The sequence below is a fragment of the Saccharothrix texasensis genome (genome assembly GCF_003752005.1).
Taxonomy (GTDB): Bacteria; Actinomycetota; Actinomycetes; order Mycobacteriales; family Pseudonocardiaceae; genus Actinosynnema; species Actinosynnema texasense.
In genome coordinates, this window is record NZ_RJKM01000001.1 from 3,083,061 (window position 1) to 3,103,364 (window position 20,304).

Annotated in this window: 5 protein-coding genes; 1 reads left to right on the top strand and 4 read right to left on the bottom strand. The window is 71.2% G+C overall.

The features are described from left to right. Nucleotides 1-6: 6 nt before the first annotated feature. The gene (locus tag EDD40_RS12295; RefSeq protein WP_123743023.1) at nt 7-13,425 is read right to left on the bottom strand and encodes a hemopexin repeat-containing protein; all 13,419 of its coding nucleotides are present in this window, start codon (nt 13,423-13,425) and stop codon (nt 7-9) included. 453 nt (nt 13,426-13,878) lie between these two features. On the opposite strand from EDD40_RS12295, the gene EDD40_RS12300 reads away from it, so the two are divergent. Beyond that, entirely contained in the window at nt 13,879-15,117 is a 1,239-nt protein-coding gene (locus tag EDD40_RS12300; protein WP_123743024.1) for a glycosyltransferase, read from the top strand. On the opposite strand, the gene EDD40_RS12305 is transcribed toward EDD40_RS12300, so the two are convergent. The 3 genes from EDD40_RS12305 to EDD40_RS12315 are packed head-to-tail and all read right to left on the bottom strand — an operon-like array spanning nt 15,074 to nt 19,145. After that, nucleotides 15,074-17,431, bottom strand: a complete 2,358-nt coding sequence (locus EDD40_RS12305) for an ATP-binding protein (RefSeq protein ID WP_123743025.1) — start codon at nt 17,429-17,431, stop codon at nt 15,074-15,076. The genes EDD40_RS12300 and EDD40_RS12305 overlap by 44 nt on opposite strands. Before the next feature lie 59 nt (nt 17,432-17,490). Next, nucleotides 17,491-18,156, bottom strand: coding sequence for an HD domain-containing protein (locus EDD40_RS12310; RefSeq protein WP_123743026.1), 666 nt, complete (start codon nt 18,154-18,156; stop codon nt 17,491-17,493). Continuing rightward, nucleotides 18,153-19,145, bottom strand: a complete 993-nt coding sequence (locus EDD40_RS12315; protein WP_170185043.1) for a radical SAM/SPASM domain-containing protein — start codon at nt 19,143-19,145, stop codon at nt 18,153-18,155. The genes EDD40_RS12310 and EDD40_RS12315 overlap by 4 nt, the downstream gene beginning before the upstream one ends. Nucleotides 19,146-20,304: the final 1,159 nt, after the last annotated feature.

Sequence of the window (20,304 nt, forward strand, 5' to 3'; positions counted from 1 at the left end):
TCGTCGTCAGACCGCTGCGGCCCGGTAGGCCAGCACCAGGCCGAGGCCCGTCAGGTCGTGTTTGTCGCCGTCGAGCGCGAAGGTCCAGTCGTCGCCGACGCGCAGGTCCGGGGTGAGGAGCAACTTGCCCTCGGTGAGCACCGTCGACCGGTCGCCGTTCAACGTCAGCCGCGGCGCGGCGCCGGTGGCCGTGCCGAAGTGCGGGTAGACGCCGATGACGTGGCGGCCGGTGAGTCCGGGCAGCAGGTCCGCGGTGACCGGGAGGGTCAGCTCGTCCGTCTCGCCCTCGACGAACTCCTGCCACTGGTCCGGGAACTCGGTCGCGACGTCGAGGAAGCGGGCCGCCGGGTAGGGCTTGAGCATCCCCTTCACCGCGTTCGCGAACACCTCGCCGCCCTGCGCGGCCGTGTACCGCAGGGTCAGCACGACGTCCCGCACCCTCGTCGACCGACGTCCGGTCAGCTCCAGGCGCCACGTGGACACCGCGCCCGTGCCCTCGAACGGCAGGTAGCGCGAGTCGTCGTAGCGCAGCTCGAACAGCCCGTTGTTCTCTTGGCCTCCCGGTTGGGACAGCGCGATCTGCTGGCTCGCGCGCCAGTCGCCGCGCAGGGTGTCGGGCGGCGGCTCCTTCGGGTCGAGCAGGTGGCGCACCGCTTTCGGGTCGGGTGCCAGCACCGTCTTGTGCCCGAGCTGGGTGAGGGTGGCGTTGGGCTGCGCCGCTTCGCCGTCGGCGCCGACGAAGGTGAGGGTCACGGTCCGGATCTGGCGCCGGAAGTGGCCGGGGAAGTCGCGGTCGAACAGCTCCTCGGGGAGGGTGAACTCGCACGACCCGCTCCCGGCCAGCCGCAGCGCCGCGGCCGGGTCCAGCTCCAGCAGCGACACCTGCTTGGTGATCTCCAGGTCGCGGGCGCCGGTGTCGGCGTGCGCCTGGCCCAACCGGTCCAGGTCCACCGCGAGGCTTTCCCCGGCGAGCAGTCCGGCGCGGCGGCTGTCCCAGTGCAGCGGACGGATGAACGTGGACTCGGCGTCGTTCAGGCCCCGTTCGAACCGCAACGCGCGTTCGGCGGCCCGTGCGGTGTCGTAGGCCATCGAGTAGGCCTGGAAGTACAGCCCGGACAACCGGCCGGCCATCCACCCGTAGAGCTCGGCGCTGGTGAACTTGTCCTTCAGCAGCGCGCCGACGGCCTGGTTGTGCGTGATCTCCTGGGCGTGGACCTCGGCTTCACGACGTGCGTTCGACAGCTGGTGCTCGGCCTCGGTCACGCGGTGGTCGATCTGCGCGAGGTCGCTCCCGGCGGTGGCGAGCTGGAACTCCCACTCCTGGTGCGTGCGTTCCTGCTCGGCGCGCACGCCGAGCAGCTCACCGGTGACCGAGAACCCCTCGCCCAGCACCTGGGGTATCTCGGCGGCCTTGTCCAGCACGTTGCCCAGGTGGTGCCCGCCCCACGTGGTGCCGAGGCTGAACGGGCCGATCGTGGTCTGCGGGACGGCGTGGGCGATGGCCGCGGCGACCTTGAGCACGCCCGAGGTCAGGTGCATGGCGGCGGCCGTGCCCATGATCCCGAGCTGGGCCTGCTCCAGCGAGGTGAGCCCGTTCGTGATCAGCCGTTGGTAGTGGGCGATCCGCTGGTTGGCCGCGTCACGACTGGCCAGCAGCTCGCGCAGGTTCGCCGCGGAGGCTTCGACCTGCGCGTTCTTGATCGCCCGGGTCATCTCCAGGATCACGCCCTCCTGCCGGTTCTGCAGCAGGCCGAGCTCCTCGGAGTCCCGGCGCTCCAGCACCGACTGCAGCTCACCGCCGAACTGGCGGAGCCGGTCGACCATCTCCTGGGCGCGGCGGAACGTGGCCTCGAACCGGTAGTGCGGGACCGCGACGGAGGAGACCGCGGTGACCGCCCGGTCCACGCCGACGCCGGCGGCGACGCTGCGGACCAGGTCCATCGGGTCGACCGGCGGCTCGAACAGGGGCAGCGGCTGGCTGATGCCCAGGATGTCGAGCGACTGCCTGATCTTGCGCAGCCGGTCCTCCACCCGGTCCCAGTAGGCGGTGAACACGGTGTTGTCCGGGATCCGGAAGTAGCGGTCGGCCACCCCGGCGTGGACGCGGCCCGGTCCTTCGAGCAGCCGCCCGCCGTCGGTCAGCTCGGTCAGCAGGTCGAGGTCGCCCGGCTCGTCGTCCAGCTGCCGGTAGGTGCGCGACGCGGTGAGCGGCAGCTTCCCGGGCAGCTCGGGCCGCAGGCCCAGCAGGTCCCAGGCGAAGACGTAGAGCATCCGCGCCTCGTCGACGCTCTCCCCGGTGTGCCGGCGGAAGAGCATGTCGCCCCAGTCGAGCAGGTTGTCGACGTAGGCCATCACCACCGCCCGGCGGTGGGCCACCGGGCGCAGGTCGGCGATGGCGTGCGGGTCGAACGGGTCGCTGCGGTAGGCGTCGACGAGCCGGTCGCGGTCGCTCACGAGGTCGTAGTGCCGCCGCAGGTCCGCGATCAGCGCGGCGCGCTCCTGCACCTGCTCGACGGCCCGCACGACCCCCAGCCACTGGCTGCGCTTCGGCTCGCGGGTGCGGGGGGTGATCCGGGCTGCCGCGGCGGTCGCCGCGTCCGCGAGCAGCAGGTGCAGCTGCGGGGCCGACAGCCGGTCGAGCACCACCAGTTCCGCTTCGTCCAGCGTGCGGTTCTCCCGGAACGCGGGCGTGAGCCGCTCCAGGTCCGCCACGACCCGGGCCAGTTCGGCGGCCGGCGCGGCCTGCTGGTCGAACCCGGCGGCGGTGAGCCGCTCGGCCAGCTCCGCCACGTCCCGCCGCACCCGGTCGGCCAGCGCGGCGAGGTCCACCGCGAGGAACGGCAGGAACCGCCAGTGCCGGTCGGGTTCGGTGGGGTCGAAGACGTACTCGTACCACTGCCGCGCGTCGGCGAACCGCTGCGCGTCGTTGAACGCCTGCGCGATGAGGACGGGCGCGTGGAAGAAGATCTCCCAGTAGTAGATCCCGTTGGCGCTCTCGAAGTCCAGGTGCGCGCCGGCGGGCAACCGGTTCGCCACGACCCGGTCGGCGCGGACCTGGATGGTGTTGCGCTCCGACCGGTCGGTCCGGAACGCCGGGCGCTCGTCGAGCTCCTGGCTGGCCGGGTCCAGCAGGGCCGCCACGCCACCGGCCAGCAGCCGCTGGTTGAGCTGCGCGGCCGTGCTGGTGGTCAGGCGGACGACCTCGATGGGCAGCGCGGCCCGCTCGAACGGCCGCGGCACGCCGATCGTGGTCGGGTAGGCCAGGTAACCCGCGCCGAGGAACAGGTAGAGGTGCTGGTCGGACTCGCTGTCCAACAACCCGGTGAACTCGGCGGCGAAGTCCTCGGGCAGGTCACCCCAGTTGCCCTCGATCGGGGCGAACCCGGTGAGGTCGGCCAGGCCGGACGACAGGTGCGCGTAGTGGCCGCCGCTGAACGCGTAGCGGCGCGGGCCGCGCCGGAACACGGCGGTCACCGGCCAGGGCAGGTCCTGCGGGTAGCCCTCGTCCACGACGTCCGGCGCCGAGCCGTCTTCGGGCAGGGTGTAGCGGACGACCTGCTTGCCGCTGGTCAGGTACAGGAACCCGGCCTCGACGTGAGCGGAGTCCACCGTGGCGAGGCCGCCGGCCGTCGCGCCCCGGTTCAGGTCCCGGCTCGGCCAGGTCGTCTCGACGCGCTTCGGATCAGCGCCCTTCGGGTCGGCGTGCTTCGGGTCGGCGTGCTTCGGGTCGGCGTGCTTCGGGTCGGCGTGCTTCGCCCTGGGGTGCGGGCGGCGGTCCGGCGGTGGCACGACCTTGACCTCGGTGCACATCCGGGTCGAGTCGTCGAAGTACCAGGACGTGTCACCCAGCCGCAGGGCCGCGCCGATCATCGGCCACTTCGGGAAGGTCTCGTCGCTCTCGGCGATCTTGTGCGCGCGGTTCCCGTCGGGCGCGCGGTAGTCCTTGCCGGAGTAGCGGACGTAGTCTTCCCCGACGAACACGTAGGTGTGCTGCGCGTCGACGTCGACGACGGCCGCGTCGAACCGGTGGGGTCCGGCCCCGTCGGCGAACAGACCGGTCACCGGGGTGCCGATGCTGCCGCTGCGCTCCATCCGGCCCGCGCCGGCACCGGAGTAGAACCACTCGGTGCCGTCGAGGTCGGTGAACGCGGCGTCGATCCGCTCCCAGCGCGGGAAGTCCTCGTCGTTGGTGACGATGTCCTTGGGGTATCCGGGGTCGAGCGCGCCGAACACGCCGCGGTAGCGGAAGTACTGCCCGCCCGAGAACACGAAGGTGTGCTCGCGGTCGCCTTCGCCGCGGCGCAGGACGGCGTCCACCGCGCCGGTGCGGGCCAGGTGGGTCGCACCGCGCCCCCAGCGGTCCGCGGTGGTCCCGCCGTCGCCGGGCGTGCCGCCGGTGACGGCGACGTAGCGCCGGGCCTGGTTGTCGAAGAAGAGCCGGGTGCCGCCGGGGAGTTCGACCGCGGCGTCGACCCGGGTCCACCCGGTCAGGCCGAGGTCGTCGAGCGGACGCCGCGCGACCGGTTCGGCCGGGGCCACGGCGGCCGGTCGGCACAGGAAGCTGCCGCCCTTGTGGTCGATGCTGAACCAGGGGCCGTAGTCGGCCCCGCTCGGGCTGGTGAACCGGACCACGCGGGGCCGGTGCGCCGCGCCCGCCCCGGTGGCCGCGGCGATCTCGGCCGCGGCGAGGACCTCGTGCATCGGATCGGCGGCCGGGACGACGCCACCGGGCGTCCCCGCGCCGAGGGCGCGCACCGGGGACACCTCCTCCACCAGTTCCGGGGTCAGCGCGGCGGCCTGGACGTGCGTCGACTTGGTCAGGACAGGCGCGGCCCCGGCCTCACCGGGCTCCGTGGTGATCACCGAGTACGTGCAGGTCACCACGATCGACTCGGGACCGCCGGCGCGGGAGCCGGCCACCTCCACGGCCAGCCTGGCGTCGTAGATGGCGCCGTCGCGGCGGGTGTCCATGGCCAACGTCTGCGCCGGCACCCACTCCCCGTTCAGGTTGCCGAACGAGTAGTGGATCTTGACGCGCTCGGTCGCGGGAGGTGCGGTGATCTCCTGGCCGTCGCCCTGCTCGCGGGTGAGCAGGGTGGTCGTGGAGGGCGTGGCCGGTGCGACGGACTCCACCGTGGTCCAGAACACGAACACCCGGTTGAACGCGTGGACCGGGTGCACCTCGTCGGCGTCGATCTGGACGTCGACGTCGAGCCACGGCTCCCACGACCCGGTGAGCTTGTCGGCGCTGCGGAACCGGGCGCGCCGGTAGTAGTAGCGCCGGGGCTGGGTCCGGGTGCGGCCGAACAAGACCAGGTCGCGGGTGCCCTCGTCGCCCGCCGCGTAGACGTGGCCGCCCGCGATCGCCAGGCGGGACACCTCGGTGTACTCGTCCAGGTAGCGCTTGTAGGCGCGCTCCACCGACTCGGGCGTGATCTCACCCTGCAACAGGTCGGCTTCCAGCGCCTCGAACGCCGGCGTCTTGCCGGCCCGCAGCTCGGGGCGCAGGTAGTTCTCCGGGTAGAGGAAGACCTTGCGGTTGGCCTCCCAGACCCGGTAGTTGCGCATCCAGGTCCACCACGTCCGCAGCCGGGCGCGCACCTGCGCGTCCGTCCCGCCGGTGTGCGAGACCTCCTCCAGGTCCAGGAAGTAGCGGTGCAGGAACAGCTGGGTGGCCGCGATGGCCTCCCGGATCGGGGAGGTCGTGCCCCGGCTGCCCATGTCGACGTCGATCAGCAACCGCTGGAACAGCTCGCGCGAGGTGTCCGCGCCGGTCTTGGCCAGCACGGCCGGCACCAGCGCGTCGCGTTCGACCACGTTCAGCTCGTCGTGGACCTGGCGGGAGAGCACCGCCCAGTCCTGCGGGCTGTGCCGGCGCGCCAGCAGGTCGTGCAGCAGCGTGGCCGTGGCGGCGTCGGAGGGCTGCCCGCCGTGCAGCCCGGACCAGACGTCGAACACGGTGGCGGGCCCCGCGCCCAGCGCGTCGGCCACGGCGAACACGTCGACCAGCTTCAGCAGCAGTTCCAGCTCGACCCGGTCGTCGACGGGCGTGCCGGTGAGCAGGGCGCGGCGCCGGACGAGCCAGCGCAGGTCCTCCGGGTCCCAGCCCATGATCCCGGCGAGCCCGCTGTAGGGGTCGGCGACCGTGCCCGGACCGGTCGCGACGAACTCCGCCAGCCCGTCGCGGGTGCGAGCCGTGCCCGCGAACCGGGCGATCGCGCGGATGTCCTCGATCCGGTAGTCCGCCGCGGCCGACCACCGCTGCCGGAACACCTGCGGGTAGGTCCGGTCGACCTGCCGGTACCCGTCGCCGGAGTAGCGGACGTACTGCTCGCCCCGGCCGAGGTAGGTCCGTCCACCGAGGACGAACGCGGTGTCGACGCCCTCCTCGAACGCGGCGGGCAGGTCGCCCCAGTCGTCGCGCACCGTGCGGGGGAACCCGTCGTCCACGAACTCGCGGTCCTCGCCGCTGTAGCGGGCGTACTGCCCGCCCCGGAACACGTACAGCTCACCGCCCTCGGCGACGAACGCCGCGTCGACGCCGGGGTGGTCGGTGAACGCGTTGCGGACCCGGCCCCAGACGCCGGCGACCGGCCGGACGTCGGGCCGCCGCACGTCGATCCAGTGCGGGCCGGCGAACAGGCGGACGCCGCCGTCACCGCCGCGGAACGCCGCGTCGACGCCGTCGCGCAGCTGCTCGGGCAGGGTGGTGATGCCGAGTTCGGCCGGCAGCGAGGTCTCGATCGCCCGGGGGTAGCCCTCGTCGACGAACGACAGGTCGTCGCCGGAGTAGCGGACGTACTGGTCGCCGCTGAACAGGTAGGTGCGGCCGTCGTCGACCAGCGCGGCGTCCACCCGGCCCCGCTCGGCGAGCGTGTTGCGGACCCTGCCCAGGCCCAGTTCGGCGAGGTCGTAGGTCGCGGTCAGGGTGCGGGAGACGACATGGCAGTCGCCGCCGACGAACAGGAACGCGGTGCGCCGGTTGGCGACGACGGCGTCGACCACGGCGCGGGCGCCCGCCTCGATCCGCGCGGCGACCGCGTCCTCGAACGTGTCGGGCAGGTTCGCGAACGCGTCCTCGTCGCGCAGGTTGTCGGCGATGAGCTTGGGGTAGCCCGGGTCGGCGTGGCGGTAGGCGGCGCCGGTGTAGCGGACGTACTGGTCGCCGGAGAACAGGAACGTCGTCCCGCCCGAGTCCACGAACGCGGCGTCGACCCGGCCGCCGGCCGCGAAGTTGTTGCGCGTCAGGCCCCAGGCGTCCCGGATCGGCCGGTGCGACGCGACCGCGCCCGCGGCGACGCGGGTGAACCGGTCCGGGAAGAACAGGTAGGTCGCGGCGTCCGGCCCGGTGAACGCGGCGGTCACCGCGCCCGGCCAGTCGCGCTCGACACCGGGCCACAGCCGGCTCACCGGCCGGGGCGGCGACCACGCGCCGGTGTCCTCGTCGCGCGCCAGGAACTCGTCGCCGACCAGCACCAGCATGGTCCGGCCCTCGAACAGCACCGCGTCGGGCGCGGTGAAACCGGCGGGCCGCAGGTCGGCGGGGACGTCCCAGGAGGCCGCTTCGACGCGCGACGGGTAGCCCTCGTCCACCCGCGTGTAGTCGGCCCCGGAGAACACCAGGTAGCGCTGGGCGCCCCGGGCGTCCGGCTTCTCGAACACGTGGGTCAGGCCGTCCCGGACGTAGGCCAGGGTCACGCTGGTCAGGCCGGCCCAGTGCTCGGCGATCGACCGCGGTTCGCCGACGATGTGCGCGTCGGCGACCTGAGAGCCCTCGTAGACGACGAACTGGTCGCCGCTGAAGACGTAGGTGCGCCCGTCGCGCCCGACGAACGCGGCGTCGACGTGGTTGTCCAGCGCGATGGTGTTGCGGCCGCGTCCCCAGTCCTCGGCGAGCGGGTACTCCCGGTTCAGCCGCACGTCGAAGCACGACGTGCCCTTGAACAGGTAGGTGTTGCCGTCGGCGCCGCGCAGCACGGCGTCCAAGCCGGTGCGGTACCCCGCCGGCGCCGTGCGCAGGACCCGCGGCCGCACGGGGGTCTTGGTGACGGTCGCGCCCTCCAAGGCGCTGTAGCGCCGCCAGCCCTCGGCGCCTTCGACCAGGACCGAGCCGTCCTCGATGAACGCGCACCCGACGTCGCCGAAGTCCTGGTAGCGGCGGTGCAGGGTGTCGGACACGGCGTGGCAGCGGCCGTCGACCACCAGGTAGGCGGTGCGCCGGTCGGCGAAGGCCACCTCGACCGGACCGGTCAGCGGCCCGGGCAGCCCGGCGAACCCCGGCTCGGACCGCAGCGCCTCCAGCGACCTGGGGTAGCCGTCGGCGACGGTCGAGTGGTCCGCGCCGTCGTAGCGCACGTACTGGTTGCCGCTGAACAGGTAGGTGGCGGAGTCCAGCACCAGCGTGGCGTCGACGCGGCCGTGTCGGGCGATGGTGTTGACGACGTTGCCCCAGAACGCCGTGTTCGAGGCCGGGTAGCGGTCGTCGAGACCGGAGTGGTCGTGGCCGGAGTAGCGGACGTGACGGGTGCCGGAGAAGACGTACGTCCTGCCGTCCTTGCCCACGAACGCCGCGTCGACGCGGTCGAACGGCAGGCTGTCCCACCGGTCGCCCAGCGGCCTCGGCTCGGACCACCAGCGCCGCTTGTTGTCGAACACGACGTACTGGCCGCCCGAGAACAGGTAGGTCCGGTCGTCCTGGCCGGTGAACACCGCGTCGACGGTGGAGAACCCCTCGTCGGGCAGGTTCCACCAGTTCTCGGCCAACGGCCTCGGGTAGCCGGGGTCGGGCGCCGCGTAGGCGCGGGTCGAGTAGCGGACGTGGTACTGGACGTCCTGCCCGGGGTCGGCTCGCACCTCGACCTTGTCGGTCGCCCGCCGCAGGACGAGCCTGATCCCCTTCTCCGCCTGCAGACGCCATTCCGGCGCGGCGCCGGTGACGCGCGTGTCCGCGGCGACGGTGATCCCGTGCTCTTGGAGCAGGTCGCGCAGCGCCCGGGACACGGCGCCCGCGGCCAGGTCGGGCTCGTGCTCGACCGGGAGGTCGAACAGCGCTCCGCCCGCGCCGAACAAGTGGGTCGCGCCGTCCAGCACGAAGGACGCGCCGACCCGCCGCAACCCGCCCCAGTCGGGGGCGATGCGCCGCGGGTGGCCCGAGTCGACCACCGAGTAGTCGGCGCCGGAGTACCGCAGGTACTTGTCGCCGCTGAACAGGTAGGTCATGCCGTCCAGGCCCACGAACGCGGCGTCGACCGCGCCGTCGGCGAGGACCGGCCCCAGCACACCCCAGCGCTGCGCGGTCGGGGCCGGTGCGACCGGCGCCGCCGCACCGGCCCCGCCGGGCTCCAGCGCGACCGTGCGGCCGTCCTTGAACAGGTGCACCACCCCCACGGCGTCGGCGAAGGCCGCGTCCAGCGCGCCGTCGAAGCCGACCGGCACACCGGGCAGGTAGGACTCGATCGAGCGCGGGAAGGTCTCGTCGACGAGGACGCCGTCGTTCTCGACGCTGTCGGAGTAGCGCACCACCTGGTTGCCCGAGAACAGCACGAGCGACGACGCCTCGGCGAAACCCGCGTCGATCCGCCCGGTGTCGGCCAGCGCGTTGCGGACCCGGCCCCAGACCTCGGCGCTCGGCCGCTCGGCCGGCACGTCGCCCACGGCCAGCCACCGATCGCCCGAGAACAGGTGGGTCGTGCCGTCGCGGTCCTGGAACGACGCGTCCACCGCGGTCCGGAACCGGTCGGGCAACGGCGCGTGCCGCCCCTCCCCCTCCCACCACTCGCCGATCGCGCGGGGATAACCCTCGTCCACGAACGTGTAGTCCGTGCCGGAGTAGCGCACGTACTGGTCGCCCCGGAACAGGTAGGTCCGGCCTTCCCCGTCCACGAAGGCGCTGTCGATCCGGGACGGCTCGCCGCCGAAGGTGTTGCGGACCGCGCCCCAGACCTGCGTGGTGCGGTCCCAGTGCGCGGCGCCGGGCTTCCGGACGAAGGCGTGCGACCCGCCGGCGTCGTGCCCGACGACCCAGTCCGCGCCCTGCGCGTCGGTGAACGCGGCGTCCACGCCGTCGAGCCCGGCGAACCGGGGCGACAGCTCGGCCAGCGGCCTCGGCCCGGTCGCGACCTCGGCGCCGTCCGGGTAGGTCCACCACCCGGTGCCGCGGAACAGGTGGCGGTCGCCGTCTGCGGAGTCCAGCAGGGCGTCGACGCGGTCGACGCCGGCCGGCAGCACCAGCGGCTCGGCGAACTTGCCCGCCAGGTCCTGGTCGTGGAAGGCGATGCGGACCTGGGTGGCGTCCAGACCCAGCCGGGTGACCAGCAGCGCGAACCGCCGGATGCGGTGGTAGGCGCGGCGGCCGGCCGATCCCGGCGCCGGCAGCACGTCGAACGCCTCGGGCACTCCGCCGCACACCCCCGCGCAGAGCGCTTCGACCGTCGTCACGGGCTGCCCGGTCGCGTCCGCCAGCACTTCCAGCAGGGCGGCGCGCTGCACGTCCGCCCCGGCGGTGAGGGCGGCGGTCACCTCCGCGACACCCGCCACCAGCTCACGGGCGGCGATGTGCAGCAGGTAGAAGACGTCGGTGGCGTAGTCCTCCAACGCGGGCAGGGCGTAGCCGAGGGCGTTGGACGGGGTGGCGAACCAGGCGAGCCGGTCGGCGGGCACCGAGAGGTCGTCGCGGAGATCGCCCCGGGCGACGAGGACCTCCACGAGCCGGGTGGTCTCGTCGGCGTCGAAGCCCAGCTCGGCGACCGCGTCGAGGTCGAACCGGTAGGGCCGCTGGTCGGTCAGGACGGTGGCGGTCCGGTGGGTGATCGTCGCCAGGTCGCCGGCGGAGAACAGCCGCTCCCAGGGCGACCCGGCGAGGGACACCACGTTGTCCGGATCGGCGAAGAACGCCCGGGTCTCCTGGGGCGCCACGTCGTCGTCGAGGTACGTGCCGGCCAGGGCCTCGGCCACCGCGCGTGCGGTGGCGCCGTCGGCGATCTCCCCGAACCGCTCCGCGTCCACGGTGAGCGCCGCCGTGCGGGCCGAGGCGAGCTGGCCCTGGATGGCGTGCAGGACGGCCGCGCGGTGCGGGTGGAACGTGATGGCGAGACCGAACCCGTCGAGGGGCAGGCGGACGAGCGCCGCGGGGTCGACGTAGTTGTCCTCGTCATCGGTGTAGCCGTTGAACCGCAGGCTTTCCAGCAGCTCGCCCCGCTGCTGCGCGGTGAGCGCCACCTCGGCGAAGATCTCCGGGTCGAGCGCCACCGGCTCGCTCCACACCCGCTCGGCGAGCCCGTGCAGCAGGTCGAACACCTCCGGCGCGACGGCGTCGAGGGGCACGGTGACCGCGAACTCGGCGACGTTCTCCGGCGCCAGGAAGAAGTCCGGCGTGCGGATCTCACCCGACGGGGCGAGGTGGCCCAGCACGACCAGGTTGTCGTACAGCTCCGCCTGGCGCTCCTCGGCGAGTCCGCCCAGCGTCGCGAGGTCCGAGGGGTAGAAGCCGGGCAGGTCGCCCGCGCAACGCTCGGCGATGAGGGCGAACAGCGGTTCCCCGACGTCCTGGAAGTCGCCCGCCGCCTCGAACCGCGCGGCCGTCGACGGGAGCCGGTCGACCACCAGCACACCCGAGGAGTCGAGCGTGCCGCTGAGCACGAGGTTGGTGAAGACCTTGCCCGCCAGCGCTTCGGCCGCCCCGAGACCGCGGAAGTCCTCCTCGACGACCGCCGCCAGGCCGGTCACGGCGTCGTACACCGCCCCCTGCACCAGCGCAGGGTCGAGCCGCAGCACGCGGGGATCGCGTGCGACGACACCATCGGACCAGGTGAGCGCGTCGTGCAGGACCTGGGCGGCGCGCCGCCCGAACCGCTCGGACACGAACAGCTCAGGGGCCAGCCCGACCTCGTCCAGCTTGTCGTCCACCCGGCCGCGGACCGCCTCCCAGTCCTCGTCGACCTCACCCGGTGCGGTGCCGCCCAGGACGTCGCCGAGCTCCGCGCTGTCCATGCCGAGCGCCTGCATCCACCTCACGACACCGAGCAGCAGTTGCGCCAGGCACAGGCCCGAACCGACGTCGGGGGCTTCGAGCATCCGGTACAGGTCCGACGTCACCGGTTCCGTGTCGAGCAGCCCGCCGAAGGCGCCGGCGTGCCTGCTCGACGGCTCGTCGTCCAACGCGTCCAGGACGCCGAACAGCTCGGTGGCGGTGAGGTCGAGCGCACGGGTGAGCCGCCCGACCCGGTGCAGCAGGGACAGCGCGTCCAAGCCGACGTCGTCGTGGTCGAACGGACCCGACTGCGCCACGGTGCCCGCGTACCGCTGCCGCACCCGCCGGACCGTGGTGGCGAGGTCGGCTTCCGACAGGCCCACCGCGCGGCTCACGCGGACGCGGTAGTCCTTGTTGCGCGGCGCCAGGATGTCACCGGAGACGCCCAGCACCCGCACACCGTCCGGTGGCCGCGTCGCGGGCCCGGCGATCACCGTGCGCTCGGCGGTGAACGGCTCGTTGAACACGCGCTCGAACAGGTCGTCGTCGATCGGGCCCGCCAGACTGGTGACGACGTCGACCGGCAGGTCCAGGCCGCGGTGCAGGTGGACGACGACGGCCAGTGCGCGCAGCGCGGCCAGGTCGATCCGGTTGCCGCAGCAGCGGCGCAGCACCACGTCGGCCTCGGCGAGGGTCAAGCCGCTGCGGCGGGCCAGCCGGACGAACCTGCCGACCCGCTCGAACCACTCCGGCGGCACGGGGCCGGAGCCGTCACCCCAGACCAGTTCCCTGCCCGTGGCGTCGACGGTCACGCACGGCCCGCCCTGGTGGACGAACGCGTCGCCGCCCAGGTGGACCAGCGCGTCGAACTCGGCGGCGGTCAACCGCGTGGCGCGGAGGAAGGCGAGGACGTCCTGGAGGTCGGCGAAAGACCCGTTGACGCCGTAGTAGGTCGTCAGCAAGTCGTCCGCGTCGGTGACGACCGTGGTAACCAGCGACACGTCGACCGCGGAAAGACCCAGGAACTCACGTGCGACGACATCGCGGTCCGGCCGGTGCGCGAACAACTCGTACAGCTCGACCGGACCGACCCGGAAGTGGTCCAGGTAGCGGCGCACCTTTTCCCGGTCCAGGTCGAACGGGAGCGCGAACGGGAATCGCAGCCGCTTCAGCTCCTGGTGCGCGTCCGGACCGATGACGGCGGCGAGCACCCGGTTCACGACATCGAGATACGGTAACTCCGCGTAGGCGTGCTCGCCGTCCAGCGGAATCCCGACGAGGTCCGGCCGCCGATCCGCGCCGGTCAGCGGGTCGCCGTCGAAGTTGTCGTCGATCAGTCCGAGGAGATCGGCCAGGTAGGCCGCCGGCGAGTAGACCGAACGCCCCTCGTCGACCGCGCGGAAGTCGAGCGCTCCGAAAAGCTGCTCGTAGGTCGGCAAGGAATGGTCACGACGCACTAGGGCCCCTCATGGCGAATTGGTGAACACAGTGACTCGGCTGCGAACCGAAAACGTTGGCGCACAAGACGATCAGCGTCGGGTCGACGTGGTCATGCGACGCGGTGGAGCACGGGGAGATCAGGTGTGGGGTCGAGCGTTTTCACCGGCTGTTCGCCGGTGTGGTGTGAACGAGCACCCTACAACCGTCACCACAACGCACAAACGAACCATCCGCCCTTCCTGGGCACCAAGCGGAAACAGGTGCCCGCCCCCCAGAAGCCGACATCGCCGCACCCCGACCCACCGCTACGCCCGCACGACGCAGTTGGACCGGATGGCCGTGACCGGTGGCGCGTCAGGGGTAACGCGGACGGCCAGGTGGCGGATGATCATGGACCCACCCGGCCCGAACCGCCCAACCCGCCCCGGCGCTACCTTTGCGGTCTTGTCGTGCAGGGGAAGGGGCCGGGGATGCGGGTGTCGGTGCTGACCGCCGGGTCGAGAGGTGACGTCGAGCCGTTCCTCGCTCTGGGCGGACGGCTGCGCGCGGAGGGGCACGGGGTGCGGCTGGTGACGCACCGCGAGTTCGAGCCGGTCGTGCGCGCCGCCGGGCTCGACTTCGCCGAGTTGCCCGGCGACCCCAAGGCCACCCTCGCCGGCCCCCGGGGGCAGGCGCTGCTCTCCGCCCGCAACCCGGTCGCGCTGGTCCGGAGGCTGCGCGAGGTGGTCGGCCCGGAGCTGCGCAGGTCGCTGACGGCGGCGGTCGACGCGTGCCGCGACGCCGACGTCATCGTCTACTCCACGCTGGTGGCGTTCGGCCCGACCGTGGCCGAGCACCTGGACGTGCCCGTCGTCGCCGCCCACCTGTCCCCGAACACGCCGACCAGGGCGTTCCCGATGACGGCCCTGCCCCAGCCGGTGCCCGCCGTCCTCAACCACGCCACCTGGCGGTTCTCCGAAGCCCTGCTGTGGCGCGCTTTCCGCCCCCTGCTGGACGACCAGCGCGCCGACCTCGGCCTCCCGCCGCTGCCCCGCCGCACCCCGCCGCCGCGACGCCGGGCGCCCCGCCTGTACGGCTTCAGCCCCTCCGTGGTCCCGCCCCCACGGGACTGGACGCCGACCGACCACGTCACCGGCTACTGGTTCACCGACACCGACAGCACCCTGCCGCCCGCCCTGACCGACTTCCTCGACGCCGGCGAACCCCCGGTGTACCTGGGCTTCGGCAGCATGCCCGACCCGGACCCCGCGGCCGCCGCCGACCTGCTGCTCACCGCCGCCCGCCGGGTCGGCAGGCGAGCCGTGCTGCTGTCGGGCTGGAGCGGTCTGCGCCACGCCGACACCGGGGACGACGTGCTGGTCGTCGACGACGTCCCGCACCGCGCCCTGTTCCCGCGCTGCGCCGCCGCCGTCCACCACGGCGGCGCCGGCACCACGGCCGCCGCCGTGCTGGCCGGCATCCCGTCGGTCGTCGTGCCGTTCTTCGCCGACCAGTTCTTCTGGGGCCGTCGCGTCACCGAACTGGGAGTCGGCACCACCACCCCCACCCGAACCCGCACAACCGCCGACGTCCTCACCGACGCCCTGCGCACCACCCTCTCCCGCGCCCCCTCAGCCCGCGCCCTGGCCGCCCGCGTGGCAACCGAGGACGGCCCCGGCACCGCCGTCACCGTGCTGGAACACCTGGCCAACCCGACGCACTCCCAGTGATGCCGCACAGGCAGCGACCCACGCCGAGACTTTCCTGGAAGCGCTCTCGCGCCCCTGCCGGGTCCCCGCTGTCCAGTGCCAGTTCACCCAGGCTGATCAGCGTCCGGGTTTGGCCGTGGCGGTTGCTCGACTCGCGGTGCAATCGCAGCGACTGGGCTTGGCAGGCCGCGGCGGCTTCGCGTTCTCCGATGAGGCGCTGCACCTCACCCAGGTAGTTCAGCGCGTTGGCCTCGCCGTGGCGGTTGCCGAGTTCCCGGTACAGCGCCAGCGCCCGTGTCTGGCCGGCCATGGCGGCGGGGTGGTCGCCGAGGAGGCGTTGCACGTCGCCGAGGTAGTTCAGCGCGTTGGCCTCGCCGTGGCGGTTGCCCAGGTCGCAGAACAGGGTCAACGCCTTGTTCAGGATCGTCGATGCCGCTTCGTAGTCGCCCAGTATGCGCAGGGCTTCGCCTTGCGAGGTGAGGACGTTGGCCTCTCCGATCCGGTCGCCCAGGGCGCGGAACAAGGCCAAGGCGTTTGCTTGGCCGGCCATGGCCGCGCGGTAGTCACCGGTCAGTCGTTGCACGTCGCCCAGGTAGTTCAGGGCACTGGCCTCGCCGTGCTCGTCCCCCAGTTCGCGGTACAGCTCCAGGGCTCGCTTCAGGCTCACCGCCGACGCCGGGTACTCACCCATGCGGCGCTGCACGAAGCCCAAGTCGGTGAGCACGTCGGCTTCGCCGAGCGTGTCGGCGAGACCGTGGAACAGGTCCAGCGCTCCGTGGAGGCTGGCCACCGAAGCCTGGAACTGCCCCATCAGGCGTTGCACCTCGCCCAAGCGGTGCAGGGCGTTGGCCTCGCCGGTGCGGTCGCCGATCTTGCGAGCTTCGGTGATGGCCAGGTTCTGCAGCACGATGTCCTGGTCCCAGTATCCGTGCACCCGCAGGAATCCGTGCATCGTGGCCACGAGGCTGACGGTGTCACCGGGCAGCCCGTGACCGGCGACGTGGTCTGCCATGACCTGCAGGTTCAACCGCTCGGCAGTCATCCAGTCGACTGCTTCACCTCGGCTGGTGAACCGTCGTAGCGGTGTCGGCATCCGACCGGTGTCACGGTCCCGGTTGCGCGAACGTCGTGCCAGGTGGCGGTCGGCGGCGTCCGCGGTGGCCAGGTAGTAGCGCAGGAGCCTGCCGACGGCGTCATTGCGGTCCTCGGGCTCCTCGGCTTGGACCAGGCTCCGTGCGTGTGCCCGGATGAGGTCGTGGAACGAGTACCTTCCGCGGGTGACCTCCTCGACCAGGTGACAGGAGAACAGGGAGTCCAGGATCCGCCGTGTCGCCGCTGTGTCGAGATCGGCGAGGGCAGCGGCGGCGTGGACGTCGAAGTCGCCGCCCGGGTGCAGGCCGAGCCGTCGGAACATCCGTCGCTGGTCGGCGGCCAGTTCCCGGTAGGACAGGTCGAAGGCGGTGGCGACCGAATCGTCTTCGGCGTACATCGCCTCCAGCCCTCCGGTGACGGCGTCCAACTCGTCCAGCAGGTGCCTCGGTGTCCACGCCTGATGGTGTTTCAGATACCCGGCCATCAGACTGATCGCCAAGGGCAGGTACCCGCACGACCGCACTATGCCGGCGACGCTGTCGTCCCGGGCATCGAGACCGGCGAGTTGCAGGAAGAGCGTTTCGGCTTCGTCGGAGTCCAGCAGCCCGAGAGTGATGGGCATTGCGTCGTACAGGAGGCTGAGTCGACGGCGACTGGTCAACAGCACCAGGTTGCCCGCCCCACCCGGGAGGAGCGGCTTGATCTGGGCGCTCCCCGTGGCGTCATCGAACAGCAACAACAGCCTTGTGTGCGCGGACCGATCCCGCCACAGCGCTGCGCGGGCGTCGAGGCCGGCTGGGATCTTGTGCGGGGCCACACCCATCGTGATCAGCAGGGTGTAGAGCGCGTCCGACGGATCCGCCGGTTGATGCCCGGGGGTGTGACCGTACAGACGCAGGAAGATCTGCCCGTCCGGGAAACGAGGGGCCAACTGGTGGGCGACGTGCACGGCGAAAGCCGTCTTGCCCACACCTGCCATGCCATCGATCACGATGATTTTGACGACCTTGCCCGGGGCCGCACTTCCGAAGGCATCCGAGAGAACTCGTTCGAATTCCACGTGGCGTCCGGTGAAGGAGGCGATGTCGCCGGGCAGGGTGCGGACCGCCGCAGCGGGCAGGTCCGCCGAGCCGTGGATGCTCACGCCGCCGTGGATGACGCCGACCTGGATCAACTGACCGGCCGAGGTGGCTGTGTTTCGGGACTCGACGTTGTCCGTGGAGTCGGACGGCACAATCGACATCGATCACGACCCTTCCCCTGCCCTGCGGCGGCCCGCCCCTCGCCGAGCGCCGTCGTGCGTCACACCTCTCCGACGTCACCCGCGTCCCACTCGAGGAAGAACTCGTGCAGGAACCGCTCCAGCACCAGGTGCCGACGGTCGGCGACAACACGGGCGGTCTTGGTGTTCATCCTCTCCTTGAGCAGGAGGAGCTTCTCGGAGAAGTGGTTGATCACGGTCCCCTTGCGGTTCAGGTAGTCTTCGTGGGTCGCGTGGAACCGGGGTTGCAGGTCGGGGTCGTGCATCATCTGACCCACGTATCCGCCATACGCGAACGTCCGCCCGATGCCGATGGCGCCCAGTGCGTCGAGGCGATCGGCGTCCTGGACGACTTTCCCCTCGATCGTGCCCATCGGGGTGGGCGTGCCCGCTCCCTTGAACGAGATAGTGGCGATGATCTCCGACACCGCGGCGGCCCGGACCTCGTCTTCCCCGATGCTGACCAACCACTCGAACGCGATCTGCGGCCCCTTCTCGTGGTCGCCTCCGTTGAGCTTGTAGTCGGAGATGTCGTGCAACAGGGCGGCCAGCTCGGTGATGTGGAGATCGGCCCCTTCCTTCCGGCCAAGTGCAAGAGCGAGCTCCCGCACCCGGTGGGCGTGCCACCAATCATGGCCCGATGATTCGGCGAACAGTTCGTTGCGCACGAATTCAGCCGTCTCGTTGACGATCAGAGCGTCAGTCATGTTCTGCTTTCGGTGTTAGGATTACTGCGGGTGAGTGGCGACGGATCGAGGAGATCGGGCGAGCGGAACCCGTCGTAGTCACAGTTCTGACACGGCTTCAGACCGCGTCGTTCACCCCGGAGGAGAGTGTCCCTGTATCGTTCAAAATTCGGCGACTGCCAGATCTCACGGATTGACTGATGGGTCACGTCGCCTATCGCCACGGATCCGTGAGCGTCGAACGAGCACAGGTTGACCACTCCGGTGTAACTGACGAACAGGTCCGTGAAGGGCAGCGCACAGAACCCTCGGGGCGTGAAGGACGGCGCAGGCTTGTTGGGTGCCAGGCCGGCTCGCGTGGTGAGCACTTCCGTTCGATCACGCACGCTGACACGGAGGTCGTGAGGCAGCAGGGCGTCGGCGGATCGAAGCAACCGACGGGTGGTCGCCGTGAGGTGGCGACCGTCGGTGTAGTTGTTTATCGTGAGCGTGTCGAGGCCCGCTTCGAACAGTTCGAGCACCCGCGAAACAGTGCCGAGCGTACCGTTGGACAGTATTCTGAGGTCACTTTGGGGACAGGCCTGACGGAACAAGCGGACGATCTGCGGGAGCCGCGGGTCCAGGAACGGTTCATTGTTCCCGAATAACGCTATCCGGCCCGAGAAGGCTGACGACGCGAGGTCCTCTGCGATCTTGCGCAAGAGATCAATGCCCATCATTCCAGGTGGACGCGGGTCGACGTTCTTGGCCACCGGACAGAAGGAACAGGTGTGGTTGCAACCGGAGCTGGTCTCGATCGACACCAACTGGAATGGCGCATGGGAACCGGGGCGCCACCGGTCCTTGAAAACAGGCCTTATCCGCTCCTCGACCAGGGCGAACTGCTCAGGTCCATTCTTCTCGCGCTCGACAGCGATGAACCGAGGATTCGTCGTGACCTGGACTCCCCGGACCGAGAGGAGTTCGGAGAGTCCCGCCGGAACCCCGCGCGGGAAGCGGATGCGGATCACCGACTCCTCCACGACTCGACCGACACCGACATGTTGCGCGTAGACGCCATGATGATCCACCCATCCGACGAGCAATTGACTCTAGCAGGGACGACAACGACCGACGTGGACTTGAGCGAAGACCGATACACCCGATAGTGGAATCCCGAACGCGGAAGACCGGGTGACATCCACGAATGATCACCCAATCGAGCGGACAACATGCCTACCCGGACCTTCGATCGTAGAACCCGGGACACCATGTCCGTCCGCTGAAGTGCGGACCGACCGCAGCCCTTCCCGTTGTCTCACCACACTCAAGGACGATCACCAGGGCGCGCGTCCGGTGTCATGGTCCTGAGCACAAGATCAGATCGCGCAGGACTTCCGCCAATGCCCGTCGGCGATATCAGGCCTGACGCAGGACGACCTCGAGACAAGGCGGTTGGAAAGACCGGCATCGACACACCGCGTGCCGCTCGGCGACTTTCAAGATCGGCTCTGGACCACTTTCCGGTGGCGCAGTGGCGCAGGCCGTGACGGGCTTGAGGGTCTCGTGATCATTTATGGCTCACGTGTGATACCGGCCGGGGCGCTGTTCTCGGTCTTTCGGCGCTGCCGGCCAAGAACACCGAGGACGCCGGTGATGTGATCGTGGTGTGGGCGTCGACCAGGGGGCGATGAGGTGGCGTGTCCTGCTTGTGACACGTTGACGGGTCGGGTTCCCCATTCCCATGAGCGCGGCTCACCGCCGTGCGGGTCCTTGCGCGTGGCCATGGTCGGTCGTGCTGCTCCGGCCGGCTTATCTGAGGGCGACCAACGCGTTCGCGCTACTGCGCCCGCTGCCCGCGACCAACCGGGACCCTGGCGTGGAGATCCTGGCGCTGCGGCCCATGCGCGACGACCGAGAGTTCGTCGCGGCCCTGCTACACCGACTTCCGGCTGCCACGCTTCATCGGCTCCGACCACTGGTACGCCCGAAGACGGTGTTGCGGCGGCACTGGGACCTCATCGCACCACGTCACGCTGCCAAGTCCCGTCCCCAGGGTGACGGACCCCGAACCGGCCGCTCCACGTCACCTCCGTCGCGCTCGGGCAGCCCGTCGGCACAGGCCCCTCGGCTACCGCGGAAGCGGAACTCCCAACGCCGCGCCGCACATGACCACCGACCAGTGCGGTT